Annotated in this window: 22 protein-coding genes; 16 read left to right on the top strand and 6 right to left on the bottom strand. The window is 61.8% G+C overall.

Annotated features, from left to right (window positions below; genetic code table 11):
* Positions 1 to 38: 38 nt before the first annotated feature.
* Positions 39 to 284, bottom strand: a complete 246-nt coding sequence (locus tag ABH944_RS41385) for a DUF4148 domain-containing protein (protein WP_404614673.1) — start codon at positions 282 to 284, stop codon at positions 39 to 41.
* Between the two features lie 388 nt (positions 285 to 672).
* Here ABH944_RS41385 and ABH944_RS41380 point away from each other — a divergent pair, with 388 nt between their 5' ends.
* A complete protein-coding gene (locus ABH944_RS41380) occupies positions 673 to 1,128 on the top strand; it encodes a Fur family transcriptional regulator (RefSeq protein WP_404614671.1) in 456 nt (151 codons plus the stop codon).
* 103 nt (positions 1,129 to 1,231) lie between these two features.
* Here the strand turns inward: ABH944_RS41380 and ABH944_RS41375 are convergent, their stop codons facing one another.
* Complete coding sequence (locus ABH944_RS41375) at positions 1,232 to 1,906, bottom strand: HAD family hydrolase (RefSeq protein ID WP_404614669.1); 675 nt, start codon at positions 1,904 to 1,906, stop codon at positions 1,232 to 1,234.
* 105 nt (positions 1,907 to 2,011) lie between these two features.
* Entirely contained in the window at positions 2,012 to 2,743 is a 732-nt protein-coding gene (locus tag ABH944_RS41370; protein WP_404614667.1) for an IclR family transcriptional regulator, read from the bottom strand.
* A 172-nt stretch (positions 2,744 to 2,915) separates the two neighbouring features.
* Here ABH944_RS41370 and ABH944_RS41365 point away from each other — a divergent pair, with 172 nt between their 5' ends.
* The 12 genes from ABH944_RS41365 (at position 2,916) to ABH944_RS41310 (ending at position 18,902) form a co-directional block, all read left to right on the top strand.
* Positions 2,916 to 3,809 carry an aldo/keto reductase gene (locus tag ABH944_RS41365; protein ID WP_404614665.1) on the top strand — a complete coding sequence of 298 codons (894 nt, stop codon included), beginning with the start codon at positions 2,916 to 2,918 and terminating at the stop codon, positions 3,807 to 3,809.
* Complete coding sequence (locus tag ABH944_RS41360; RefSeq protein WP_404614663.1) at positions 3,806 to 5,233, top strand: aminotransferase; 1,428 nt, start codon at positions 3,806 to 3,808, stop codon at positions 5,231 to 5,233. Before ABH944_RS41365 ends, ABH944_RS41360 begins: the two co-directional genes overlap by 4 nt.
* Before the next feature lie 242 nt (positions 5,234 to 5,475).
* Positions 5,476 to 6,801 carry an NAD(P)/FAD-dependent oxidoreductase gene (locus ABH944_RS41355; RefSeq protein ID WP_404614661.1) on the top strand — a complete coding sequence of 442 codons (1,326 nt, stop codon included), beginning with the start codon at positions 5,476 to 5,478 and terminating at the stop codon, positions 6,799 to 6,801.
* A gap of 36 nt (positions 6,802 to 6,837) precedes the next feature.
* On the top strand, positions 6,838 to 7,998 hold the full coding sequence (locus ABH944_RS41350) for an ABC transporter ATP-binding protein (protein WP_404614659.1): 1,161 nt from the start codon (positions 6,838 to 6,840) through the stop codon (positions 7,996 to 7,998).
* Complete coding sequence (locus ABH944_RS41345) at positions 7,999 to 8,883, top strand: ABC transporter permease (RefSeq protein ID WP_404614657.1); 885 nt, start codon at positions 7,999 to 8,001, stop codon at positions 8,881 to 8,883.
* The gene (locus ABH944_RS41340; protein WP_404614655.1) at positions 8,880 to 9,686 is read left to right on the top strand and encodes an ABC transporter permease; all 807 of its coding nucleotides are present in this window, start codon (positions 8,880 to 8,882) and stop codon (positions 9,684 to 9,686) included. The genes ABH944_RS41345 and ABH944_RS41340 overlap by 4 nt, the downstream gene beginning before the upstream one ends.
* A 52-nt stretch (positions 9,687 to 9,738) precedes the next feature.
* A complete protein-coding gene (locus ABH944_RS41335) occupies positions 9,739 to 10,770 on the top strand; it encodes an extracellular solute-binding protein (RefSeq protein WP_404614653.1) in 1,032 nt (343 codons plus the stop codon).
* Between the two features lie 79 nt (positions 10,771 to 10,849).
* A complete protein-coding gene (locus tag ABH944_RS41330; protein WP_404614651.1) occupies positions 10,850 to 12,889 on the top strand; it encodes a hydantoinase/oxoprolinase family protein in 2,040 nt (679 codons plus the stop codon).
* Positions 12,890 to 12,912: 23 nt separating this feature from the next.
* Positions 12,913 to 14,928 (top strand): hydantoinase B/oxoprolinase family protein, encoded by a 2,016-nt coding sequence (locus ABH944_RS41325; protein ID WP_404614649.1) that lies wholly within the window; start codon positions 12,913 to 12,915, stop codon positions 14,926 to 14,928.
* A 264-nt stretch (positions 14,929 to 15,192) separates the two neighbouring features.
* Entirely contained in the window at positions 15,193 to 16,725 is a 1,533-nt protein-coding gene (locus tag ABH944_RS41320) for an ABC transporter substrate-binding protein (protein ID WP_404614705.1), read from the top strand.
* A gap of 29 nt (positions 16,726 to 16,754) precedes the next feature.
* Positions 16,755 to 18,032 carry an NAD(P)/FAD-dependent oxidoreductase gene (locus tag ABH944_RS41315; RefSeq protein ID WP_404614647.1) on the top strand — a complete coding sequence of 426 codons (1,278 nt, stop codon included), beginning with the start codon at positions 16,755 to 16,757 and terminating at the stop codon, positions 18,030 to 18,032.
* 234 nt (positions 18,033 to 18,266) lie between these two features.
* The gene (locus ABH944_RS41310; protein WP_404614645.1) at positions 18,267 to 18,902 is read left to right on the top strand and encodes a GNAT family N-acetyltransferase; all 636 of its coding nucleotides are present in this window, start codon (positions 18,267 to 18,269) and stop codon (positions 18,900 to 18,902) included.
* Positions 18,903 to 18,985: 83 nt separating this feature from the next.
* Here ABH944_RS41310 and ABH944_RS41305 read toward each other — a convergent pair whose 3' ends face one another.
* Positions 18,986 to 19,882: a fructose bisphosphate aldolase gene (locus ABH944_RS41305; RefSeq protein WP_472975154.1), complete on the bottom strand. Its 897-nt coding sequence runs from the start codon at positions 19,880 to 19,882 to the stop codon at positions 18,986 to 18,988.
* 668 nt (positions 19,883 to 20,550) lie between these two features.
* On the bottom strand, positions 20,551 to 20,874 hold the full coding sequence (locus tag ABH944_RS41300; RefSeq protein ID WP_404614643.1) for a hypothetical protein: 324 nt from the start codon (positions 20,872 to 20,874) through the stop codon (positions 20,551 to 20,553).
* Between ABH944_RS41300 and fliD the strand changes: the two genes are divergently transcribed.
* The 3 genes from fliD (at position 20,858) to ABH944_RS41285 (ending at position 23,963) form a co-directional block, all read left to right on the top strand.
* A complete protein-coding gene (gene fliD, locus ABH944_RS41295; protein WP_404614641.1) occupies positions 20,858 to 22,276 on the top strand; it encodes a flagellar filament capping protein FliD in 1,419 nt (472 codons plus the stop codon). The two genes, ABH944_RS41300 and fliD, sit on opposite strands and share 17 nt — an antisense overlap.
* A gap of 94 nt (positions 22,277 to 22,370) precedes the next feature.
* Positions 22,371 to 23,378: a hypothetical protein gene (locus tag ABH944_RS41290; RefSeq protein ID WP_404614638.1), complete on the top strand. Its 1,008-nt coding sequence runs from the start codon at positions 22,371 to 22,373 to the stop codon at positions 23,376 to 23,378.
* A 195-nt stretch (positions 23,379 to 23,573) separates the two neighbouring features.
* Entirely contained in the window at positions 23,574 to 23,963 is a 390-nt protein-coding gene (locus ABH944_RS41285) for a DUF2306 domain-containing protein (protein ID WP_404614636.1), read from the top strand.
* 63 nt (positions 23,964 to 24,026) lie between these two features.
* On the opposite strand, the gene ABH944_RS41280 is transcribed toward ABH944_RS41285, so the two are convergent.
* Positions 24,027 to 24,841 (bottom strand): GntR family transcriptional regulator (locus ABH944_RS41280; protein WP_404614634.1); only part of this gene is annotated, 815 nt, incomplete at its 5' end.

Below are 24,841 nucleotides of genomic sequence, written 5' to 3'. Positions count from 1 at the left end.
CGGTCCGGCAAGACCGCGTGAGAGTCACATCCAGATGCTTAGCCATGCGAATAAAGTGTGGAGTTCAGATAGTCAAGCTGACCATCCTGCTCTGCATGCACCAGCTCCTGATAAACCTGCGCCCGGGTTTTCGGCGCGACGGCCTGTCCATACGGCGGAACCCATTGGCCGGCGCTCTGGACGGTAGTCTGGGCAGCCTGCGTCGGCGGCGCGGTTTGTGCAGCGAATGCGGAACCGGTGGTCAGCAATCCTGCAAAGGCGAGGGTGATCATCGAGATCTTCATGGTGTTCTCCTGGAACGAGGTTTAGCGAAGGGTCAGCGAGTTACCGGACTTGCGACGAACAGTCGTTGTTGTCCGGTTCATGCAGGCTAATGACTAGCCACTATCCGGAGGACGCTGCATTCATGAAGTTTTATTTAGAACCGGTTTCATGAGTCATCGAACGCTGATTACGTGTTGGGTGATTTGAATCGACGACGGTCAACAAGTTGTTTTCCAGCAGGGCGCTTAAGCAATCCTTAAGCAACGGATCGCTAAAGTCCGGGGTCGGAACACGCCGGTCTGGACAGCCCAATTCAATGCCAACTCAAATACACGCCGATCTGATCAAACGCGGCCTCTCGATTCGTACAGCCCGGATTCCCCCTGGCCGTGCGATGAGGGTCTGACAATGTCTGTTGATGTTGCAGAGGAATTGCGAAGGGTGGGGTTGCGGGCAACGGTGCCGCGAATGAAGGTGTTGTCTTTTTTTCTCGATCAAAAGCAAAGGCATTTCACCGCAGAGGATGTTTGCAGGCAGGTCGCGGACGAGAATCTCCACATCAGCTTCGGGAGCATCTATCGCGTGCTCCAGCAGTTAGTTGAAGCGAAAATCCTGCGCAGCGGCACGTTGCACTCGACCAGGATTGTGTACGAGCTGGACAATACCCCCGATCACGACCATGCCATCTGTGTGAGTTGCGGTCAGATCGAGGAGTTCCACGATCCGCTATTCGACGCGCGGCAGAAGGAAGTGGGGGAGCGTCTGGGCTTTTTAGTCGTCGGACGGCAACTGGTGCTCCACGGATACTGCGTCAAATGCCGCGCTTTCGCACCCGGGTCCACTGGCAATTCAGGGGAACAATAAGGCGTTCAACGCCTCCGCCTGATCGACAGGGGTCTTCGTCGGTTACCGCAGCGGTTAAGCGTTGCAAAAGCGAGGCACACGAAGGTCTTTGCAACGTCGGCCCTCAAGGTCTCGCGGCAACTTCATCCAGGTGCAGCAGCAAGTCCGCCGGGTCTTCGTACACGCGCAACGCGCCGGCACGCTCCAGTTCATCCATTCCGTATCCGCCCGATAGCAAACCCACACCCAGCGAGCGGCAGCGTCGCGCAGCGAGCATGTCCCAGATGCTGTCGCCTACCACCACGGTATGTTCAATCGATACGCCCAGACGCGACGCCGCTGCAATGAAGAGATCCGGGTCAGGTTTCGCGTACTTCACGTCGTCGCGTGTCACGACCACGGTCTTCGCCGGATCCACCCCGAGCGCTTCCAGATTGACGGCCGCCGTTTCCATCCGGCCGCTCGTCGCGATAGCCCAGCGCGTGCCCGCCTCGGTAAGCGCGGCAAGTAATTCGCGTGCGCCGGGCAACGGGCAAACCTGCGCCCGCAGCTGCTGATAAGCGTCCGCGTGAGAGCGCCGCAAACGCTCCACGAGCTCCGGACTGATTTCCCCGTGCGTCTCGCGCAGCAACTGGTTCGTGAAGAGCCCACCGCTCATGCCGATCTTGCGATGAATGCGCCATACCGACAGGTCGATGCCTTCCGCATCGAGTGCTTCCTTCCACGCAAGAACGTGCTGGTACACGCTGTCGACCAGCGTTCCGTCGAGGTCGAACAGGAATGACGTTTCGATTCGCATGATGAGATCCTTTGGCGGTGGGTTCGGTCGGCGTGATCAACCTTACGACAGCGTACGCCTGAATGTTGTCACTGATGCGGCACGCGCGTCGCGCCTGTAGCGGCCCTAAACGCTGATAGCCGCCGCTGCCTTTGCAACCGCTTTTCCCCACTCGTCAAGGCGCTTGGGTTCGTAGCGGGACTCCGGCATGGAGATGCAGATGCTGCCGACCGGAGCGCCGTCGGAATCGATGATCGCGGCGCCGATGGCGCACACCGCGCGTCGATACTGCGACAGGTTGATCGAATATCCGCGCTGCCGGATGCGTTCCAGTTCGAGCCGTATCTCGGCGGGGTCGCACGGGGTGGTCTCGCTGAATTTCGGCAGGTCGCGACCCAGGATCTCATCCACCTCGGCCTCACTCATGTACGCGAGCACGGCGAGGCCGGTGGCGGTCGCGTGGAACGGGCTGAGGTCGCCGATAGGACTGAAGGTGCGCACCGTCTGCGTGCAATCGGCGCGATCGATCAGCACCATCGACTTGGTGCTGTCCGGAATCGACAGGTGAACGGTCTCGTTGGTCAACTCGCGCAGCTCGCGCATCGGCTCGCGCGCGGCGGCATACAGTGCGCCACCGCGAAGCGCGGCAGGCCGCACGCCGAGGATCCGCGCGCCCACTTCCCAGCGCGTCACGTCACCCCCGGTCTGACGCAGCCAGCCGGCTTCGAGAAAGGTCAGCAGCACCCGCTGGACGCTGGATTTCGGCATGTCCAGCAAACGCGCCAGTACGCCCACGCTGACCGGCTGGTTTTGCGATACCGCTTCCAGTATCTCCAGGCTCTTCAACAAACTCTTCATGCACTCCTCCCGTGATTCGAGGCCGCAGGGAAACACGCACCCGTAGCGGCGCCCGCTTCGTCCGCTTGCACCGCAAAAAAGCGCGTGTTACTTTGTACCCATTAAATATGGAATGGCGTGCCGCATTATGGCACGGGATTAAAAATCTCGGAATCCCCAAAACAATCTTGCGATGACATTCCCTCTTAACGCGCCTGCGCTCGCGCAGGTCGTGGCCGCTAACGGCGCCCTGATCCCCCGGATTGGACTGGGCACCTGGCAATCCACTCACGATGAAGGCGTCCGTGCCGTGCGCGCGGCCCTCGACGCCGGATACCGGCATATCGACACGGCCGCCCGCTATGAAAACGAGCAGGCGGTCGGCCAGGCGCTCTCCGTGTGCGGCGTGCCGCGCGACGAGGTGTTTGTCACCACGAAAGTCTGGCATACCGAGTTGCGCGCGGCCGACTTCCGGCGCGCGGCAGAAGCGAGCGTCGCGCGGCTGGGACTCGATCACGTCGACCTGCTGCTCGTGCACTGGCCCAACCCCGACGTGTCGCTGGAAGAAACGATCGGCGCGCTCAACGATGCGCAACGCCGCGGCCTGACGCGTCATATCGGCGTATCGAATTTTCCCGTGGCGCTCCTCGATCGTGCCGTGGCGCTCTCGCCGTTGCCGCTGGTCGCGAACCAGTGTGAATACCATCCGTATCTCGATCAGGCCAAGCTGCTCGCTGCCTGTTCGCGGCATGGCATGGCCCTGATCTCGCACTCGCCGCTTGGCAGCGGCAAGCTGCTTGCGGACCCGGTCATTGCAGACATGGCGCGTTTGCATGGCAAGCAACCTGCGCAGATCATCTTGCGCTGGCTGATCCAGCAGCCCGGGGTCGCGGCGGTGCCGAAGTCATCGAATCCGGTGCGTATCGGGGAGAACCTCGCGGTATTCGATTTCGAACTCGATGCCGCGTCGATGGCGCGCATCGGCGCGCTTGCCCGCGCCGATGGCCGCGTGAGCAAGCCGGCGTGGCATCCGGAGTGGGACACCCCTGACGCCTTGCATAACCCTTTACCCGCAGCGCAGCCATGAACCCGATCGATACCTTCATGAACCCGGCATCCGTCTCGTTGAGCGATGCGATCCTTGCGACCGACCGGCGCCACTTCATGCATCCCGGGACGCATGCGTCGCACCATGCTTCCGGCGAACTGGAAGGGCGCCTGATGAGACGGGCGTCGGGCATTCGCATAGAAGATCATGCGGGCCGTTCCTACATCGATGCATTCGCCGGGCTGTATTGCGTGAACATTGGTTACGGACGCGAAGAGATGGCCGAGGCGATGGCGGCCCAGAGCCGCAAGCTGTCGTTCTATCACACGTATGCAGGCTTCTCGAACGACCCGGCCGTCGAGCTGTCGCAACGTCTGATCGAGGACTGGTCACCGCCGGGAATGAAGAAGGTGTTCTATGGCATGTCCGGCTCGGATGCCAACGAGACGCAGATCAAGCTGGTCTGGTATTACAACAATGTGCTCGGGCGGCCGCGCAAGAAGAAGATCATCGCGAGACACCGCAGCTATCACGGTTCGGGTATTGCAACCGGCAGCCTCACGGGGCAAGCGAAGTTCCACGCGGCATTCGATCTGCCCATCCCGCAGGTGCTGCATACGGCGTGTCCTGACTTCTATCGCGACGCCCGTAGCGGCGAGAGCGAAAGCGCGTTCGTGGCGAATTGCGTCGAGCAGCTTGAACGCCTGATAACAACCGAAGGGGCAGATACGATCGCCGCATTCTTCGGCGAACCGGTCATGGGCTCGGGCGGCATCCTGCCGCCACCGGCCGGCTACTGGCCGGCCATCCAGGCCGTACTGAAGCGGTACGACATCCTGTTCGTCGCCGATGAAGTCGTCTGCGGTTTCGGGCGTCTTGGTTCGCGCAACGGTTCCGCGCATTACGGTATTGAACCGGACCTGGTTTCGGTCGCGAAGGGACTTACAAGCGGGTACCTGCCGCTGTCCGCGGTGATTGTCGGCGAGCGGGTATGGGACGTGATCGAACGCGGCTCGCGCGAGCAAGGTGCAATGAGTCACGGCTGGACTTACTCGGGCCATCCGGTGTGCGCCGCCGTAGCGCTGACGAACCTGGACATCCTCGAGCGCGAGCACCTGACGCGTCATGCCGCTGACGTCGGCGCGTATTTGCAGGCGAGCCTGCATGCGGCATTCGACGATCACCCGCTCGTCGGTAATGTACGAGGCGAGGGGATGCTTGCCGCACTCGAACTGATGGCCGACAAGACCGAACGCACACCGTTTGCGCCCGCGCTCAAGGTCAGCAACCGGGTTGCGCAGGCGGCGCTTGCGCGTGGCCTGATCGTTCGTCCGCTTGGTATTAACGACATCATCGGATTTGCGCCGCCGCTGGTCGCCACGCGAGCGGATATCGATGAGATTGTTGGTATTACGCGGCAGGCGTTGGATGCGGCGAGCGAGGATCTACCCGTGGCCGGTTGATGCATCTTTAACCCACTGAAGCGACAGGATTTCAGTGTGTCGTAGTCCTATCATTCACCGCCGCCGACCCTGGCGAGGGCGGTGTTTCCGATTGTCTGCCGCATAAGGCACAGACCACTCACCCCATTTCTGTGACCGCTTGCACACGATAAATGTGCGTGATACTTTGCACCTCAACAAGTTTATGGAACACCGTGCCACAATGTAGCACGGAAAAGTCCAGACCTATCAAGGACCTCACCGTGTGGACGCGCAGCCAAGTGTTTTCCTCCGATTTCACCGACACCCCGTACTGGTGGAAAGACTGGCGTCCACACGACGACCTGATGTCCGAGGTGCCGCGTGACGTCGACGTGGCGATTGTCGGCGCGGGTTATGCGGGGCTGTCGTGCGCGCTCGAATTCGCAAAGCATGGCCTGAGCGTGGCTGTGCTCGAGGCTGACGTGCCCGGCATTGGCGCGAGCACGCTCAGCGGCGGACAGGTGTCGGGAGGCGTGAACGTGGGCAAGGCGCCCTCGGGCAAGAAACTGGGCAATTCTGTATCCGAACAACGCCAGCAAGCGCTCCTGCGCGAAGCTGCCGCTTCCTACGGCGTGTTCGAAAGCATCCTCAGGGACAACGCAATCGAATGCGCTTATTTGAAGGCCGGCCGCATCAATGCGATGTGGACCGATGCGCACCTGGCCGCGTGGGAGAAGCGCATCGTGAACCTGAACGCGTACGCGTCGGCGGGCGCCAGGATCCTCTCTCGCGACGAACTGCGCAGCGAGCTGGCGAGCGGCATTTACGCGGGCGGCGTGCTGCTCGAGCGGGCGGGACAAGTGCACCCGTCGATGATGTTCGCCGGACTGCTCGCCGCCGCGCGCGGCGCGGGCGCCGCGGTTTGCAGCAAGGCCCCGGTCAAGAGCGTGACGCGCTCCGGAGCGAGGTATCGCGTCGAGACCGCGCGAGGGACGCTCGCGAGCCGGCACGTGGTGATTTGCACCAACGGTTATACGGGCGAATCGATGCCGGACCTGAAGCGCCGCGTGGTGCCGGTCGTGTCGCATCAGATCGCGACCGAAGAGTTGCCCGCCGACCTGCAGGCTTCGTTGATACCGAAGCGTCGCGGTATCTCGGAGACGCGCCGCGTCGTCAATTACTACCGCTATTCGCCTGACGGCAAGCGCTTCCTCTTCGGCGGCCGCGCGCGCTTTTATCACCTCGACCGGCGCCAGTCGGGCGCAATCCTGCACGCGCAAATGGTCGAGCGTTTTCCGCAGATGGCCGACGTCAAGGTGTCTTATAGCTGGGGCGGCACGGTGGCGCTCACGCTCGACTTCCTGCCGCACCTGGGCCGTACCGCCGACGGCATCCACTACGCGCTCGGCTGCAATGGCAGCGGTGTGGTGATGATGACTTACCTCGGCTACAAGATCGCGCGCCTGATCCTTGAAGGGCAAGCACCCGAGAGCAGCGCCTATGGCACGCCGATGCTCACGCACCCGCTGTATCGCGGCAAGCCGTGGTTCATGCCGGCGCTTGGGAGCTATTACCAGATCCGCGATGTCATCGACAAACGCAGGTAGCACGCCTGAGCGGCGCGCTCTCAACCGGGACCTTCCATGATGGCAACAGCAACCAGATCACCTTCGCAAACCAGCGTCGAGCGTTCGGAGCGTTTGCTTCTTGACGGCGTCAGCAAGCGTTTTGGCGCGGTGACCGCGCTCGAGACGATGACGCTGGATGTTCACCCGGGCGAACTGCTTGCGTTGCTCGGACCATCGGGTTGCGGCAAGACGACCACGCTGCGGCTGATCGCCGGATTCGATCAGCCCGATACCGGAACCGTGAATATCGGCGGCCGCGACGTCACCGGCCTGCCGCCGGACAAGCGCGGCCTCGGTATGGTGTTCCAGAACTACAGCCTGTTTCCGCACCTCAGCGTGGGCGCGAACATCGGCTTCGGGTTGCGCATGGCGGGCACGCCGAAGGGCGAGATTGCTGCGCGGGTGAAGAGGATGCTGGACACGATCCGGCTGCCTGGCATCGAGGCACGCAACATCGCGCAACTGTCGGGCGGCCAGCAGCAGCGTATTGCCCTGGCGCGTGCGTTGATCACCAATCCGGCAGTGCTGCTTCTCGACGAACCGCTCGGCGCGCTCGACAAGAACCTGCGCGAAGGCATGCAGTTCGAGCTTCGCCAGATACAAAGCGAGCTGGGCATCACAAGCGTGATGGTGACCCACGACCAGGAGGAAGCGCTGACCATGAGTGACCGCGTGGTCGTGATGGATCGCGGGCGGATCCTGCAGACAGGCAGTCCGCGCGATGTTTATGAACAGCCACGCACGCGTTTCGTCGCAGAGTTCCTGGGCACGGCGAACGTGATCGAATGTGATGTGATCGCACGGCATGCGCAGGCCGTGAAGCTCCGGCCGCACGGGAGCACGGCGGAAGTGGTCGTGCCGCTGCGCGATGTCAGGCTCTCCGGCGAGCGGGCGGAGTTTGCAATCCGCCCCGAGAAAGTCGCGCTCGACGCGCCGCAATCACATCATGTCCGTTTCGACGGACGTATCGTGCAGCATGTGTTTCGTGGTGCGCACCATGCCTACCGGGTTGAGGTCGCGGCCCTTGGCCTGCCGGTTTACGCCTATGAAATGGCGACGTCGTCTTCGGGCGGCGGTGCACGTCCCGCGGGCGCGCACGTGGTCGCCTCCTTCGATGCCGAGAACGCCGTGTTGCTGGAGGCCGACACTGGCCCGGCTCTGGCGAAGGCGGCGTAAATGCAGACTGCCGACACCATTGCATCGCAGCGGATCGAGACCAAGATCGCGAAACGGCGGGTGCGCCCGAGCCTCCTCTATCTGCCCGCGCTTATCTTCCTCGGTGTGTTTTTTCTCGCGCCATTGCTTGAAAACGTGTTTCGCAGCGTGGCACCCGCGCATGACGGAGCGGCTTTCAGCTTCCGGTTCTATGCGAAGCTGATCAGTGATCCTTATTACATGGGTGTAATTGGCAATACGCTGAAGGTCAGTTTTATCACCACGGCGATCTGCGCGGTCGTGGGGTACCCCGTGGCTTACTTCCTGGTGCGCCGCGCGGGCCGCTTTGGTCCGGTGCTGCTGTTCCTGCTCGTCGCGCCGCTGCTCACGTCGATCATCATGCGCACCTTCGGCTGGAGCATCCTGTTTGCGCGCCACGGCATGGTCAACGAGATCCTTCAGGGGCTACACCTGATCGACCGGCCGTTGAACGTGCTGAATGGCGCGGGCTCGGTGTATATGGGGCTGGTCCATGTGATGGTGCCGTTCATGGTGTTGTCGATTGCGCCCGTGTTGCAGGGCGTGGACCGGCGGCTCGAAGAATCCGCACGCATTCTTGGCGCCGGCGCGGTACGCACCTTTCTCAACGTGACGCTGCCGTTGAGCATTGAAGGCATTGTGACCGGGTGCATTCTCGTGTTCATGCTGACCAACGGCAGTTTCGTCACCATGCTGCTGCTAGGCGGCGGCCGGGTGGTGACGTTGCCCGTGCTGATCTTCCAGCAATTCAGCCTGACGCAGGACGTCGGCTTTGCTGCGGCAATGGGTAACCTGCTGCTTTTCATCGTGCTGGTTTGCCTCTTCCTGCAGCAGCGGTTTGCCAGTGGCCGGGGAGTACGGACATGATCGCGTTGCTGCGCAGGACGAGCGTGGCGCGTGTGCCGCTGACGCTCTATAACCTGCTGTTCTTCACATTCCTCATTGCGCCAATTGTCGTGGTCGTGGCGGTGTCGTTCACGGCAGGCAACGCGATTACCGTGCCTTATCACGGGATGTCGTTGCGCTGGTACAGGCGGCTGATTGAATACCGCCCGTTCATTGATTCGCTGATGACAAGCGTCTATCTTGCGCTCAGTTCGGCGTTTGTCGCGATCCTGCTGGCAGTGCCTGCCGCCATTGCGCTCGGCCGCAGTCGAAGCGCTATCGCAGCGGCGCTGACCACCTTCCTGCTTGCGCCGGTCGCGATTCCCGCCCTGGTGATCGGCTTTTCGCTGCTCTATTTTCTCTCGAGCCTTGGTATGGGTGTGTCGTTCGCCGCGCTCCTGATCGCGCATACGGTGATCTCAGTGCCGTATGTGATGCGGACCGTGCTCGCGGTCTATCGCAACGTCGGCATCAATTTCGAGGAGGCAGCCGCCGTGCTCGGCGCGAACCGTCTGCAGCGGTTTTATTTCGTGACGCTGCCGCTTATCAGCCCGGGTGTATTCGCAGGTGCGCTGTTCGCGGTGCTGATCTCGCTTGACAACCTGCCGGTCTCATACTTTTTCGGGACCGCTAACGTCACCACGCTGCCGGTCGTGATGCTGTCGTACCTGCAGAACCAGCTCGATCCGGCAATTGCCGCAATCAGCACAGTCCAGATGCTGATTGCCGTCGGCTTGCTGCTGGTGGTCGAGCGCACCTATGGACTGCGCGCACTCAACGCATGAATCATCTTTTACCGTTTGCTACCCGTTTGCTACCGCTTGCCACGAGGCACCCATGAGATCGAGCTGGACTTTCACCCTATGCGCTGTTCTTGCTTTGACCGCGGGGTTGCCGCTAACCGTACGCGCCGCTGACCTGACCGTTACCGCATTCGGCGGATCGTGGGAAAAAGCGTACCGTGCCTGCTTCGTGGAGCCGTTCGAAAAGGCCACCGGAAGGTCCGTTGACGTTGTGCTGGGCAACCCGCTGCAGTGGGTCAACCAGGTGGCGGCGAATCCCGCGAAGCCGCCTATCGACGTGATCGTCAGTATACCTGAGGCTGCATACAAGGCGATGTCGTTGAATCTGCTGGATCCCGTAACAGCCGCCAGCGTGCCGAACATGGCGCAACTCGATCCGCGCCTCGTAGCCTACGGAAAGGGCTACGGTTTCCCCATCACGTTTGGTGATTTCGGCCTGATGTACAACACCAGGACGGTGAAGAATCCACCGAAGACGTGGAAGGAGTTCGTCGACGGAACCGTGACCGGAAAGTGGCAGGCTGCGCTCCCCGGCATTGCGTACGTGGCTACGCCACCGGGTCTGATCACGCTTTTTACGAAGGTCTATGGCGGGTCCAGCACCAACATCCAGCCTGCGCTCGACCAGATCAAGCGCATGTCGGCAAGCGGTAACGCGACGTTCTACAACGACCCGAACACGCCACTCATGTCCATGCGCTCCGGCGATGTCGATATCGCGATGTACTACGACGGCCGTGCGTGGGCCGAGCATGACGCGAACAATCCCGACATCGGTTTCATCAGTCCGTCGCCCGGCTCGGTCGCGTTCCCGAACATGGCGCAGAAAGTCAGGAACGGCTCGCCGCTCGGCATGCAGTTCCTGAACGAACTGGCATCGGCCGATGGTCAGAGCTGTTTTGTCAATGCGATGCAATACGCGGCCTCGAATCGCAATGTGAAGTACGACCCCCGTGTGGCGCCACGCGTCGCGACGAAGGACAAATCGATCTGGGTGGAGTTCGAGCAGGTCTCGGACCATTCACCTCAGTGGATTGAACAGTGGAACAAGCAGATCGGCCGCTGACAGGCCTCGTGACGCGACGCCGCCAAAACAGCGGGCGCGTCCGGACGCTTCATCATTTTCGACAGGCAAGGACAACGCAATGGGTTTGAGAATCGGAGTGGATATTGGCGGTTCGTTCACCGACTTCGCCGTGCTCGACGAAGCGACGCGGACCATACGGACCTTGAAGGTGTTTTCGCGTCCGGACAGTCCGGGGAGTGAAGTGCTCGCCGGAATGGAAGGCCTGCGGGAACGCTATGGTATTGAGCCGCGTGAGGTGGTTTATTTCACGCACGGTACGACCGTCGGCGTGAACGCGGTGGTGCAACGCAAGGGGTTGAAGCTAGGGCTCGTCACTACGCGCAGCTTCGAGGACGTGCTGGACATTGCGCGACTGAAGATTCCCGACATGTACCACCTGATGTCCAGCCGTCCCGCGCCTCTCATTCCACGCGACCGGGTGTTCGGCGTGGTGGGCCGGCTGACGGCGGAGGGTGACGAGGAAACACCGGTCGATGAGACCAGCGTGCTCGACGCGGTGCGCGGCATGCAGGCGGCCGGTTGCGAGGGCGTGGTGGTGTCGCTGCTGCATTCCTACCGCAACCCTGCGCACGAGCAGCAGGTGAAGACGATCATCCAGCGGGAAATGCCGGGTATGTTCGTCTCATGCTCGCATGAAGTCTGGCCGATCATCCGTGAATATGAACGCACCGTCACGGCGACCATTGGCGGCTACGTGCAACCGCGCGTGTCGAATTACCTCACGAAGTTGCAGGCGGCGCTGGCGGAAAGCGGGATTGGAGCCGACCTCAAGGTCACCAAGTCGAATGGCGGCGTGATGAGCGCCGAGAACGGCAAGCAGAACTGCGTGCAGATGATCCTGTCCGGCACCGCGTCCGGCGTGATCGGCGCGGCGTATCTCGCGAAGCTCTGCAAGGTGAAGGACTGCATGAGTCTCGACATCGGCGGGACGACGGCGGATATCGCGTTGATCGTCGACGGCAAGCCGCAGTACGCGACGGGCGAATATATCGGCGAATTCCAGATTCATATTCCGTCGGTCTCCGTATCGTCGATCGGTGACGGAGGCGGCTCGATCGCCTGGGTCGACGAGTTCGGCGTGCTCAAGGTCGGACCGGAAAGCGCGGGGTCGAATCCCGGCCCGGTTTGCTATGGCCGCGGAGGAACCCGGCCGACCATCACGGACGCATTCGCCGCGATCGGCGTGCTCGGCAGCGCAGCGCTCGGCTATAACGCGGTGAAGGTGGATGTCGATGCGTCGCTGCGTGCGATCGAACCGCTGGCGCAACGCCTGGGACTCGACGTCTACAAGACAGCGGCGGCGATCATCGAGGTATCGATCTCCGGCATGTATGCAGGCGTGAGCCGCTTGAGCTCGCGCTTCGGTATCGACCCGCGTACCTTCTCGCTGATGCCATTCGGCGGCGCGGGGCCCATGCTCGGCTGTTTCCTCGCCCGCGCGCTGAATGTGCGCAACGTGCTGGTCCCGACTACGCCCGGTGTGCTGAGCGCGCTCGGCGGCTTGATCGCGGACACCAAGAACGACTTCGTTCGCACGACGTATTATCCACTCGACCGCGCATCCCTCGAACGGCTTGGCCACGACCTCGCGCTGCTGGAAGCCGATGCGCGCGCCTGGGTGATCCGCGAGACCGGCACGGACGCAACGGCTGAACTCGTTGTTTCCGCAGACATGCGTTATCGCGGGCAGTCGTTCGAGATCGATACGCCGCTTACCGCCGATGCAATTTCCAAGGGTGACATCGAAGGGATTGCGCAGGCGTTCCATCGCGAGCACGAACGCCTCTTTGGTCATAGCGATGAAAAGTCCGCCATTCAAGTGGTCGCGCTCAGGCTCGTCATTACGGCACCCACGCCCAAGCCCGAGTTGCCAAAGATAGCGTCGGCCGAAGGCGCCCCAAAGGCCGAGTCCGAGATCGATGCCTACCTCGACGGAGCGTGGCGCCGCGTCCCGCTCTACCGGCGCACGGCGCTGCTTGCCGGGCATCGGTTCCCCGGCCCGGCGATCGTTGCCCAGGACGACACCACCACTTGCGTGCTGCCGGGTTTCAACGCCCGTGTGGACGAGTACGGCAATCTTTTTCTCGAAGCCGTTTGAATAGCTGACTTTGGAAAGGCAACATGACATTCAATAAATCCGTCCTCCAGATTTTCGCGAACTACTGCGTCGCGGCAGCGGAAAGCATGGCCTATACGCTCGTGCGCACCGCGCATTCCGCCTTCGTGAAGGAAACTGAAGACTTCTCCTGCACGCTGATGAACACACGCGGCCTTACGTTCGCTTCGCCGAAGACGCTGGGCGCCACGTGGTATCCGGGTCTCGACTTCGGCGCGGTGATCGACATGATCGATCACTACGAACCGGGCGATATCTGCATGACCAACGACGCGTACAGCGGCTACGTGGCGACCCACACGCCCGACGTGATGATGTGGAAGCCGGTGTTTTTCAACGGCGAGATTGTCTGCTACGTCGGCGGACATATTCATAACACTGACATGGGCGGGGCGGTGCCGGCTTCCCTGTCGCGCACGCTGACCGAGATCTACCAGGAAGGCATCCGCTTTGCGCCGACCAGGATTGTTCGCGCGGGCGTGCTGGACGAGGTCCTGCTCGAACACATGGCCATCAACGTGCGCGCACCCGAGCAGAATCGCGGCGACCTGAAGGCGCAGATCGCGATGCTGATGACCGGCGAGCGCCGGGTGCTGGAGATCATCGAACGTTTCGGAATCGAGCAGTTTCGCGCCGGGATGGACGCGCTGCTCGAGTACTCGGAAGAGCAGGCGCGCACGATTGTCAGGAGCATGCCGGACGGGGAATATTTCTTCGCCGAATACGCCGATGAGGATTCGGTCAATGGCAAACCCCTGCGTGTTGCGTTGACGCTGACAGTCAAGGACGGTTCGCTCGTCTTCGATTTCACCGGCAGCGATCCACAACTGAATTCGTCGCTGAACATGCCCACGGGCGGCAAGGAGCGGCACGTGCTCGCGCTCGTCGGGCTGAACTACATCCTGTACTCGCTCAATCCCGATCTGCTGCTCAACGCCGGGATGCTCAAGGTGGCGCGCTGCATCCTGCCTGAAGGCACGATCATGAATTGCGTTCCGCCGGCGGCGGTCGGGATGCGCAGCCTGACCGCGAAGGTCGCGCAGTACGTGACCTTCGGGGCGTTCTCCATGGTGTGCCCGGAACGTTTGCCGGCGTGTCCGGCCGGCGGCATGTCGATTCTCAACGTCAAGACCGTGGACCGCCGGGGTCGCGCGGTGATCGCTTCCATCGGTCCGGTGGGCGGCGGCGCGGGCGGCATGATCTCGGGCGACGGGTCGGATGCGTCGGGCGCAAACGTGGCGTTCCTGCGCAATACGCCGGTGGAGATCAACGAAGCCGAAGTGCCGATCCGGATCACCAGGTATGGCGTCGTGCCCGGTAGCGCGGGCGTGGGCAAGTACCGCGGCGGCCTGGGGACCGTGATGGAGTTCAGGGTGTTTTCGCCGGGCACGCTGGTGACCGCGCGCAATCGCGACCGCTCGCGCTTCGCGTCCTGGGGCGTGCTTGGCGGCAAGGCGGGCGCCGTCTCGCGCTTTACCCGCAATCCGGGCCGCGAGGACGAGGAGGACCTGGGCGTGACCGACCTCGTGATGTGCGGTCCCGGCGATGTCATCCGCCTCGAAGGCTGCGGCGGCGGAGGCTACGGCCATCCGCACGAACGTGACGCTCAGAAAGTGGCCGAGGACGTGCGGCGCGGTTACCTGCGCGTCGATCAGGCCCGTGAGCTTTATGGCGTGGTGCTGGTCGACGGGGAGATCGACGCCGCGAAGACGGCTCAACTGCGCGAAGAGGCGAAGCGGATCACGGACCGGACGGTCACCGCTCACTTCGACTATGGCGCGGAGCGCAGCGCGTATGAGGCGAAGTGGACACGTGAGCGTTATGACGCGTTGACCGGCATCCTGGCGCGCGCACCGGTGGTATGGCGTCATTTCCTCAAGCACAAGATCTTCGATGCACTCGACGCGAGGGAAGCGGCAGGCACGATGACGGCCGGCGCCGGAATCATCGACGAACTCCATGCCGGCGTGCTTCGGCGATATCCGCAATTGCTCGACGTGGAGCAGGCCGCCGTTGCCTGACACATGAGGGAAAACGAGCACGTTTTCATCACCGGGTTGGCGGCCATGCAAAGCACCGCGTTAGCGATGCGATAACAAGCGGTTTATGCTGTTTCGCGGTTTTTGTCGGTGTTTCACGCGGATTCTGCAAGCATACGATGCTGCTGAAGAGACGCGATAAAACCTGCTCCCCATCGCCTCCCGAACGTTTTTCAGATCCCTTACCCGTCCGGAGTCAGTCAAGTGAAAGATGATACAAAAAGCGGTGGCGTAAGCCGCCGCGACATGATGCGCGTGTTGGCCGGCACCGGCATGATGGCAGTCACCGGCGGCGGCCTGTTGTCCGTATCGGCGTCTGCGCGGGCCGCCGATACCCCCAAGAAGGGCGGCAGCATCCGGGTGGCGTACGACGCAGGGTCGGTCTCAGACACGCTCGACCCGGCCCTGGGTTCGACGGGTAGCGACTACATCCGCTTCTTCATGTTCTACAGCGGCCTGACGCAGCTCGACGAGAGCCTGACGCCGCGCATGAATATAGCGGAGTCCGTATCAAGTACCGACGCGAAGACGTGGATCATCAAGCTTCGCCAGGGTGTGACTTTCCATGACGGCAAGGCGCTCGCGCCGGCCGATGTGGTCTATTCGCTGATGCGTCACAAGAATCCGCAGACGGCGTCGAAGGTGAAGACACTTGCCGATCAGTTCGCCGATATCAAGGCGAGCGGCCCGAACGAAGTGACCATGGTGCTGGATGTGCCGAACGCCGACTTGCCGGTGATTCTTGCTACGCCGCAACTTGTGATCGTCAAGGACGGTACGACCAGCTTCGGCTCGGGCGTCGGGACCGGACCCTACAAGCTCAAGAGTTTCAAGCCGGGTGTCAGCACGGTCGGCGTGCGTAACGACAACTACTGGAAAAGCGGACAACCGTACCTCGACCAGATCGAACTGGTGGGTATCAGCGACAACGCCGCCCGCGTGAATGCATTGCTCGCGGGCGACGTGCACTTGATCAACTCCGTTGATCCGCGCTCGACACAGCGGATTGCATCGACCCCGGGTTATGCGGTCAAGGAAACCAAATCCGGTCTTTACACCGACCTGATCATGCGTCGCGACAACACCCTCACGGGCAATCCCGACTTCGTGATGGGCATGAAGAACCTGTTCGACCGTGAGCAGATCCGCACGGCCGTGTTCCGGGGCTTTGCAGTGGTCGGCAACGACCAGCCGATCCCGCCGGGCCACCGCTACTTCAACGCTTCGTTGCCGCAGCGCAAGTTCGATCTCGACAAGGCCAAGTTCTACATGCAGAAAGCGGGCGCGGTCGGGCCGGCCTTGCCGCCGATCTACGCCACGACCGACGCGAACGGTTCCGTCGAAATGGCCGAGCTGATGCAGCAGACAGCGGCAAAGATTGGAGTGAACCTGACCGTAAACCGGGTTCCCGCGGACGGCTACTGGTCGAATCACTGGATGAAACATCCGCTCGGTTTCGGCAGCATCAATCCACGTCCTAGCGCAGACGTATTGTTCACGCAGTTCTTCAAGTCCGACGCGCCCTGGAACGAGTCGGGCTGGAAGGACCCCCGCTTCGACCAGTTGCTGTTGAGCGCGCGTGCTGAAACCGACGAAGCCAAGCGTAAGGCGATGTACGGCGAAATGCAGGTGCTGGTGGCGGATCAGGGCGGTATCGGCATTCCGTCGTTCATCAGCTTGCTCGACGCGAACGACAAGCGGTTGAAGGGGTTGGGCTCGATCCCGACCGGTGCGATGATGGGCTTCTCGTTCGCCGAACATGTGTGGTGGGCTGCCTGACGAACCGCGCCACATTCAACTGAAAATCAATGAAGCTTGATTCGTATTGGCTGGATACGGCGCCCGTATTCAGCGAAGGTGTGCAGGGTCCCGTGGAAGGCCGCGCCGATGTGGTGGTGATCGGTGGCGGCTTCACGGGTTTGTCGGCTGCGCTCGAACTCGCCACGCGCGGCGTGTCGGTCACCGTGCTGGAAGCAGGGCGCATAGCAAGCGAGGCGTCAGGGCGCAACGGCGGCCAGTGCAATACCGGCGTTGCACAGGACTTCGCTTCGCTGGCCGCGAAAGTTGGACTGGAGCAGGCCCGGGGTTTCTATCGCGCGTATGAAAGTGCGGTGGCGAGCGTCGAGTCGATCGTCTCCCGTCATCAGATCGATTGCGACCTGGTCCGCACGGGGAAGCTCAAGCTCGCGGCCAAGCCCGGGCATTTTGAAAAACTGGCGCGTACCTACGAGGTGTTGCGCCGCGAAGTGGATCCCCAAGTCGAGTTGATTCCGCCGGACCGCATGCGTAGCGAGATCGGCTCGGATGGTTTTCATGGCGGGCTGCTGCAGCGCAACGGCGTGCAGATGCACATGGGCAAGTTCGGGGTCGGGCTGGCACAGGCTGCCACGCGACACGGCGCGCGTATCTTCGAAGGTGCGGCGGTGACGCAACTGAAACGCCTCGACGACGAGCGCTACGAGCTCACGTCGGCGAGCGGTGTCATCAGGGCGGACCGGGTGCTGGTGGCAACGGGGGCATCGCGCGTGGGGCCGTTGCAGTGGTTCCAGCGGCGCATGGCGCCGGTGGGTAGTTTTATCGTGGTGACGGAGCCGCTGTCCACGCAGCAACTCGATACGTTTTTTCCCCACCGGCGCAGCTATGTGACGTCGCTCAACATAGGCAATTATTTTCGGGTGACGCCCGACAACCGGTTGCTGTGGGGCGGCCGCGCGCGCTTCGCAATGTCCAATCCCCGTTCCGATGAAAAGAGCGGCAACGTGCTGCGCAAGGGCCTCGCGAAGTACTTTCCGGAGTTGGCCAACACGAGGATCGACTACTGCTGGGGTGGTCTCATCGACATCACCGTAGACCGGCTTCCCCGTGCGGGACAGCACGAAGGACTTTACTATTCGATGGGTTACAGCGGCCACGGCGTGCAGATGTCGACGCATATGGGGCGCATGATGGCCGACGTGATGTCGGGTTCCGAACAAGCCAACCCGTGGCGTTCGCTACCCTGGCCGGCGGTGCCCGGACATGCCGGCCGTGCGTGGACGCTGCCGTTGGTCGGCGCGTATTACCGGCTGCAGGATATTTTGTTCTGACCCGAGGCGTGGCCGTCTTGTGAATTTGACTCACGTCGCGGCGCGGGCGGAGTGCATTGGTTGTCGTCCAGGCAAGGACCACGAAGACCTGCACCGCCGCAAATAAAAATGCCGTAAAGCCGCAAGCGACTTGCATATATATGCCGTAAAACATGAAATATTTACGGCATTTTTTCTTGTTATCAACCGTCGAGGAATCCTACACTTCTGGCAAATGATGAGACCGGGGGTGTCATGTCGAGGCAAAGCACAGCAACGAAGAATCACACGCGTATCAGCTATGTTCATCGTGGTGTGGGCAGCGTAGTACTGAGGCGCTTTGACCCGGCATGCGATTCGTTCGAAGAGTTGACCCAGATGCTGCACCGGTCATTCGCGCGGCTGGGCGCGATGGGGCTCAACTGCACGTGTGTTGACCAGTCCGCACTGGTTACCCGTGCGCGTGCCACGCGCGGCGACTGTTATGTCGCGGTACGCAACGGACGGCTGGTTGGAACCATGACGCTTTACACCCAGGATAGCGAGTCGTTATGCGGGCTTTATCGGCGGGATGATATTGCGAGCGTTCGCCAATTCGGTGTTGATCCTGCCTATCAGAGCAGGGGGATCGGAAAGTCGTTATTGGCCTATGCGGATCACTGGGCCGCCATTCGCGGTTATGCGGAGCTTGCGCTGGACACACCACAGCCCGCTACCCATCTGATTGAGTTCTACCGGGGCCAGGGTTTCCGGATCAACGACTTCATCAGGTTCGCAGGCAAGCAGTACGACAGCGCGATCCTGAGCAAAACACCCATCGCGTTCCGCCATCTTGCCACCTGGTCGCGCCGTCTTGAATTGCCGCAAGCAAGCGTTGCTCGTGCGGCATGACAAACAGGCCGCACTCATGCCTCAAGTGCGGCCTGTATCAAAGCTTCATGAAACCTGCGTGAAACCCCGGTGAAACCTGAACTTCAGACCTTTACGACCGAGGCCTGATAGATCTCGTCGACAGACGTTGCCAGCGTTGCGTCGAACTCGTTGTCGCTCATCCACTTCTTGAGCTCGTTGATCAGCGCGCGGGAGAAGCTCGCGATCATGCCATGATTCTTCGTCAGGCGATTGCATGCGTCGGTGCGTGAATAGCCGCCGGAGAGCGCCACCACGCGTACGACGGCCGGGTGCTCGATCAGCGGGCGATAGAGATCCGCCACGTCCGGGATGGTCAGCTTGATCATGACCTTGCTGCCTTCGGGCAGTGCGTCGAGACCCTTGAGCAGCTCAGCCAGCAGGATGGTTTCCGCTGCGGCCTTGTCCGGAATGTTGATGGACACCTCGGGTTCCAGAATGGGCACGAGACCGTGCGCCTGGATTTGCGCCGCGACTTCGAACTGCTGTTTGGCGATGGCTGCGATCCCTTCCTCGGACGCATGGTCAACAACCGAGCGCATCTTCGTACCGAATACGCCCAGCTTGACGGCACGCTCGAGCAGCGCGTCCAGCCCGGGGATCGGTTTCATCAGACGCACGCCGTTCGCTTCCGCCTCGAGTCCCTTGTCCACCTTCAGGAACGGAACCACACCGCGGTCTTCCCACAGGAAGGCCGGGACGGACTTCCCTTCTGCCTCTCCGTCCATGGTGGCTTCGAAGAGAATGGCGCCGATAACCTTGTCACCGGTGAAGGCCGGTGCGGTCATGATGCGTACTCGCATCTCGTGCATCAGCTTGAACATCTCGGCGTCGCCGTTGTACTCGCTTTCCGGAATTCCATACGCCCGCAGGGCGCCAGGGGTGGATCCGCCACTCTGGTCGAGGGCCGCGATAAACCCCGGTTTGTTGCTCATTTGCGCCAGCATCTTGTCATTAGCCACGTACGTTTCTCCCTCTTAACTATCAAACACCGGACCCGGTTTCTCTGGTCTGGACCATTGCTTTCGATTCAATAAGTGTACTGGATTGGCGGATGGGCTTCGAAAACAAACCAATGCTGGCCGTCTGTTTTACCTCACTCAGCCGGGCGGCGACTGCCGGACACAGCCGCCGACGCGGCGAGAGGCCGGTTTTCCCGGCTTCGATCCCCGCCCAAGCGCTTGAATTTCCAGACGTTCGCCTGGGGTCCATGCGCGCCGCCTTTAGAGCCGCAAGTTTATTTTGAATTCCGGTTTTAAAACGATTTTTAAAAACGAACTAACGCGCGTCACAATCCAGTGCGACCCGTTGCATCGCGGATGAAACGCCCCGCAAGAAAGGTGCCTCGACGACGGCGCGCAGCCCCGTCGGCTTCTCTACACGACATTTCATTGATCTGCTCCCGCCTGGATTGCACGTGGTCGTGCTTCGCGCTCAAGCATCCGCGAAAAATATTGAAATAAAAATCAAAAAATGCCGGCAGGGCGCGGGCGTCGACGGTCCCGAACGGCCTGGACAGCTGCGTGGAAATCTTTTTAAAGATTTGGAAAGAACCCGCGGGAGGCGCGTGTTGCTCGCCGTTTCACCCTTGCCTGAAGTGCGCAACCATGACTGTGCCGATAGACGATGGTCAGCCGACGGTGCCCAGCCCGGGCAACGCGCGGCTGCCGCATCGCGTCGCGGGTCCTGCTTGCCGCAAGCGGGCAGTCCATAGGCGGTTCTCATCCAGGCTCAACAGCAAACCTGACGTACGGAGCATTTTAATGTCGACGATTTCCAGCGCATCCAGCGCGCCCAGCGTACCCAGCCCTTCAAGCGTGGCCGCCCCTGTCGCCCCCATCCCGAGCGCGGCCGACACGACGGCTGCCGCCAACTCGGCCAGGGCGTCCGCCGCGCAGTCCGTCATCAGTGGCTCGACGGGCAACGCGTCGCTGGATGTGTCGTCGCTGGTCACGAGCCTCGTCAACGCGAAGGTGGCGGGCCAGACCGGCTCGCTGATCGCGCAGCAGCGCAACGACAACACCAAGCTCTCGGCGATCGGCGCCCTGCAGGCCGGGTTGTCGGCGTTGCAGGCGGGCATTGCGCCGCTGTCGAACGGGAGCGCCCTGGGCCAGTTCACCACTACCGCGGACGGCACGGGGCTGACGGCAAGCGGCAGCAGCGGGGCGGCGACCGGCAGCTATTCCGTCGCGGTGACGCAAATTGCCAGCGCGCAGACGCTTTCGTCGGCGGCATTCGGCGCTTCGACCGCACTGGGCACCGGCACGATGAACGTCTCGGTCGGAGACAAGCCGATGAGCATCGACATCACGTCGGCGAACAACACCGTGAGCGGCATTGCGAGTGAGATCAACTCGTCGTCGAGTAATCCCGGCGTCACCGCAACCGTCGTGACCGGCACGGACGGCGCGCACCTGATCTTGCGTTCGTCGGCCACGGGCGCATCGAACACGATCAATGTTTCAGTGGGCGCCGTGACCGACGATGCCGGCCTGTCCAGTCTCGGCGTAACGTCCACGGCGGGCGCCAGCGCCACGGACCCGTCGACCATTGCATCGGTGTCCGCCACGAGCCCGTGGACGCAGACCGAATCCGCCAAAGACGCCATGTTCACCATCGACGGTACGGCCGGCACCAGTTCAAGCAACACGGTCACCACCGCTATCCAGGGCGTCACGCTGAACCTGACCGCGGCGGCCATTGGCGTGCCTGCCGGCACGCCGCAGACGCTGACCGTGGCGCAGGACACCACGTCGGCATCGGCTGCCATCAATAACTTCGTCAACCTCTATAACACCCTGGTGACCACCTATACCCAGGTTGCCGGTTTCGACAGTTCGAAAGCCAAGGGCGCGCAAGGCGGACCGCTGCTCGGCAATGCGATGTTCAACACGATCAAGAACACGCTTGCGAGTATTGTCAGCGGCGGCGTCAAGAACGGCAGCGCCAACATCTCGCTTGGCGCTATCGGCATTACGCTGAACAAGGACGGGACGCTTACAGCTGACGGCATGAAGATTACGAACGAGCTGACGAGCAATCCGCAAGGAGTCGCGGCCCTGTTCAATCCGACGACAGGCGTGGCCGCGAAGATGACCAAGAGCCTGAACGGGTTCCTGGACGAGCGCGGCCTGATTGCGAATAACCAGGATCCGCTCAACGCGGACCTCAAGGGCATCAGCACGCAGCAGGATACGCTCGCGAGCTATACGGCCCAGCTCACTCACCAGTACCAGGCGCAGTTCACCGCACTCAACACGGTCATGGCGACGATGAACAAGAATTCGCAGTACCTGACGCAACTGTTCGGCGGCGCCAACAGCGACGGTGCGCTGGCGAAAGGCAAGCCCGGTTGATTGACGAGGTAGCGATGAAGCGGGAGCAGGCAGTGACAGATCCGGACCAGGCCCTGCGCGGAGCGCGGATGACGGCCATGCAAGCGAGTCATGAATGATGGCGCAAGGAGCGGCGTCAGGCCGTGAGAATGTGAAAAATACGCGAGCACTTCTGGGGCTTGTTTTCAGGTTATTTCGATACCTGTCCGTGCTGGCCGCCGCCGGCTTCGGCGGGGCGCCGCTCGCTCATGCGGGTTGCGTTCCGGGCGAGGGCAAACCGCGTCCTGTCATCTTGCTGCCCTCAGCGAGTATCTCTGCGTTGCCCACCCTGAGCGTAGGCGATGTATTGGGCTCGGTACAGGTCGCCGAGTTGCAGGACATTCCGTTCGCCTGCACGGGCACGGCGAATACCCTCGAGGTCAGGCTGATCCGTTCCGGCGCACCGCTGCAGGACTTGAAAGACGTGTATCCCACGAGTGTTGCAGGCGTCGGCATGCGCGTGAGCGCGAGCGGCGGCAGCTTTGCCGGGATCGACGATGCCTCTCGTCCGGTACCGTACAAGGTCGTGCTGATGCGCGAGGCGAGGCATCTGACAGGCTTCGCGCTGAGGATCGACTTCATCAAGACCGGGCCGGTGCAGGACGGTGTTCTCGCGGCGGGTCCGCTTGCCAGCGTAGTGGTGGGTGGCACCGAACTGCTCGAAGTCGATGTCCCGGCAGGCGCCGTGATATTTACGTCATCAGTGTGCGACGCGGTGCACGTGGGCGGCAGCGTTGCCGCCGGAGTGGGTACGGCGGGTGCGTTCACGCAAGAGAGCATCGTTGTGCAGACGGGCTGCAATCCGGGCGTGATAGCGGTGATGCAATTCGGACAGCCCTACTTGTACGGCGGCACGCAGATTGTGCGTCGTCCGGTCTTCGCACACCCGAACGCCGGGAGTTCCGGGAGCGACTGGCTGGGGCACGCATGGCCAAACGCAACGGGTGATGGCAGCAACAACTCGATCAACCTCAATAACAACGGTAGCGGTGTGTACACCGGCAGCGCGAACGCTTTTGGCGCGGGCAATGTTGGAGAAAGCGCGTTGGGACGGAGTGTCCGCAGCGCGGGTCCTCATCCCTGAGAAAATACCCGTCAAGCGGGAGATTCCCGGCATTGCGCTGAAGAAAAAGACCCGGCCGGCGACCTGCACGCTTCGCGCTGATTTACCAACCCTTGGCGACGGGATTCGCAGGCTTCGTCGCAAGCTGCTCGAAAAAAATCCGGCTGCTGCACAGACTCCATGCATTGCGTTCACGCGTCTTGCCGGGAGTCCAGCATGCGTACCGTCATTGCCGTCCATATCACCGCGGCCGTCCTGTCCATCGTGGTCGGGGCGTCAATGCTTCTTTTGCAGAAGGGCACCACGCGCCACAAATTGATGGGCCGCGTATGGGTGGCGGCCATGTTCGTCACCGTGCTGAGTTCGTTCGACATCCGGGAGTTGAACCACGGTCATTTTTCCTGGATTCACAGTCTGTCGGTGCTGACCGCGCTTAGCCTCGCACGTGCGATCTGGGCTATCCGGCAAGGTAACGTCAGCGGCCACGCAGCGGCCATGAGCGGATCGTTCATCGGCCTTGCGGTGGCCGGCATTGCAGCCGTGGTGACGCCGCATCGTTTGCTGAACCTCATGCTTGGCGGCTGGTTTGCGCACACGCTGTGGTAGCTGCGGCCCACGTTCTGCCCGGTCCTTCGGCAAGCGCCAACGCATTTCGCCAGGGCAAGCCTTTTACGGCCGGTCGCGCCGAAGCCGCATTGAAACCTGCATCCTGTCGGCCGGGTGAACCGTCACCGTGATCTCGAAGGCTTCGTTCGCCTTGTCGAGGTATCGACGAATAATTTTCAACCCCGGCGTGCCTGCTCCCGCATTCAGGCTTTCCGCCATCCCTGCTGCGAGTGAGATCGCGCAAATGGTTTGCTCGACTTCCGCCACCCGTTTGCCAAACTTCGATTCAATGAGCGAGCTGACAAGCTCGGTCGGCGATTCCTTCAACAGCTTCGGAATATCCGCGTAGGCGGGGTCCAGATACGCGTCTGTCCATCCAATTGGCAACGTGTCGCCCTTGCGGTCCAGCCGCAGTATCTGCATGCGCACCCACTTGCTGCCCGGCGTGCATCCCAGTTCGCGTGCGAGCGCCCGGTCTGCCACGACCTCGTCGACCGCCTTGACCACACGCTCCTGGTCTTCAGCAAGTTGAACAAGGCCGTCGAGCGAGGCGATTGACTGCGTGTATGCACCCGACGGAGAACGCGATTCCACCCGCGTGCCTACATGCTTTCGTCGCGATACCAAGCCCATTCCCTGCAATTCCTGCAGAGCGAGCCGCACGGTGGGACGACTTGTTCCGTAGTGCTCACAGAGTTCCATCTCGGTCGGCAACAACGCTCCAACCGGATACCGTCCCGACCCGATAGCCTCGGCGAGATCCTGTGCGACCCGGGAGTAAAGAGTCGGCCCTGAACAATTAGTTTTCTCAGCTGGGGGTCTAGTCGCCAGGGTCACACGCGAGCGGCCGAGTTCAGCAGCATGGCCAGCATAAGGGC

It is taken from the genome of Caballeronia udeis (assembly GCF_044909315.1).
Taxonomy (GTDB): Bacteria; Pseudomonadota; Gammaproteobacteria; order Burkholderiales; family Burkholderiaceae; genus Caballeronia; species Caballeronia udeis_A.
This window is presented reverse-complemented; position numbering and strand designations above follow the sequence as displayed.

Excerpts from the sequence above, each read along its gene's own strand:
- ABH944_RS41385 (WP_404614673.1), bottom strand. The coding sequence starts at position 284 with ATGAAGATCTCGATGATCACCCTCGCCTTTGCAGGATTGCTGACCACC.
- ABH944_RS41380 (WP_404614671.1), top strand. The coding sequence starts at position 673 with ATGTCTGTTGATGTTGCAGAGGAATTGCGAAGGGTGGGGTTGCGGGCA.
- ABH944_RS41375 (WP_404614669.1), bottom strand. The coding sequence starts at position 1,906 with ATGCGAATCGAAACGTCATTCCTGTTCGACCTCGACGGAACGCTGGTC.
- ABH944_RS41370 (WP_404614667.1), bottom strand. The coding sequence starts at position 2,743 with ATGAAGAGTTTGTTGAAGAGCCTGGAGATACTGGAAGCGGTATCGCAA.
- ABH944_RS41365 (WP_404614665.1), top strand. The coding sequence starts at position 2,916 with ATGACATTCCCTCTTAACGCGCCTGCGCTCGCGCAGGTCGTGGCCGCT.
- ABH944_RS41360 (WP_404614663.1), top strand. The coding sequence starts at position 3,806 with ATGAACCCGATCGATACCTTCATGAACCCGGCATCCGTCTCGTTGAGC.
- ABH944_RS41350 (WP_404614659.1), top strand. The coding sequence starts at position 6,838 with ATGATGGCAACAGCAACCAGATCACCTTCGCAAACCAGCGTCGAGCGT.
- ABH944_RS41345 (WP_404614657.1), top strand. The coding sequence starts at position 7,999 with ATGCAGACTGCCGACACCATTGCATCGCAGCGGATCGAGACCAAGATC.
- ABH944_RS41340 (WP_404614655.1), top strand. The coding sequence starts at position 8,880 with ATGATCGCGTTGCTGCGCAGGACGAGCGTGGCGCGTGTGCCGCTGACG.
- ABH944_RS41335 (WP_404614653.1), top strand. The coding sequence starts at position 9,739 with ATGAGATCGAGCTGGACTTTCACCCTATGCGCTGTTCTTGCTTTGACC.
- ABH944_RS41330 (WP_404614651.1), top strand. The coding sequence starts at position 10,850 with ATGGGTTTGAGAATCGGAGTGGATATTGGCGGTTCGTTCACCGACTTC.
- ABH944_RS41325 (WP_404614649.1), top strand. The coding sequence starts at position 12,913 with ATGACATTCAATAAATCCGTCCTCCAGATTTTCGCGAACTACTGCGTC.
- ABH944_RS41320 (WP_404614705.1), top strand. The coding sequence starts at position 15,193 with ATGATGCGCGTGTTGGCCGGCACCGGCATGATGGCAGTCACCGGCGGC.
- ABH944_RS41315 (WP_404614647.1), top strand. The coding sequence starts at position 16,755 with ATGAAGCTTGATTCGTATTGGCTGGATACGGCGCCCGTATTCAGCGAA.
- ABH944_RS41310 (WP_404614645.1), top strand. The coding sequence starts at position 18,267 with ATGTCGAGGCAAAGCACAGCAACGAAGAATCACACGCGTATCAGCTAT.
- ABH944_RS41290 (WP_404614638.1), top strand. The coding sequence starts at position 22,371 with ATGATGGCGCAAGGAGCGGCGTCAGGCCGTGAGAATGTGAAAAATACG.
- ABH944_RS41285 (WP_404614636.1), top strand. The coding sequence starts at position 23,574 with ATGCGTACCGTCATTGCCGTCCATATCACCGCGGCCGTCCTGTCCATC.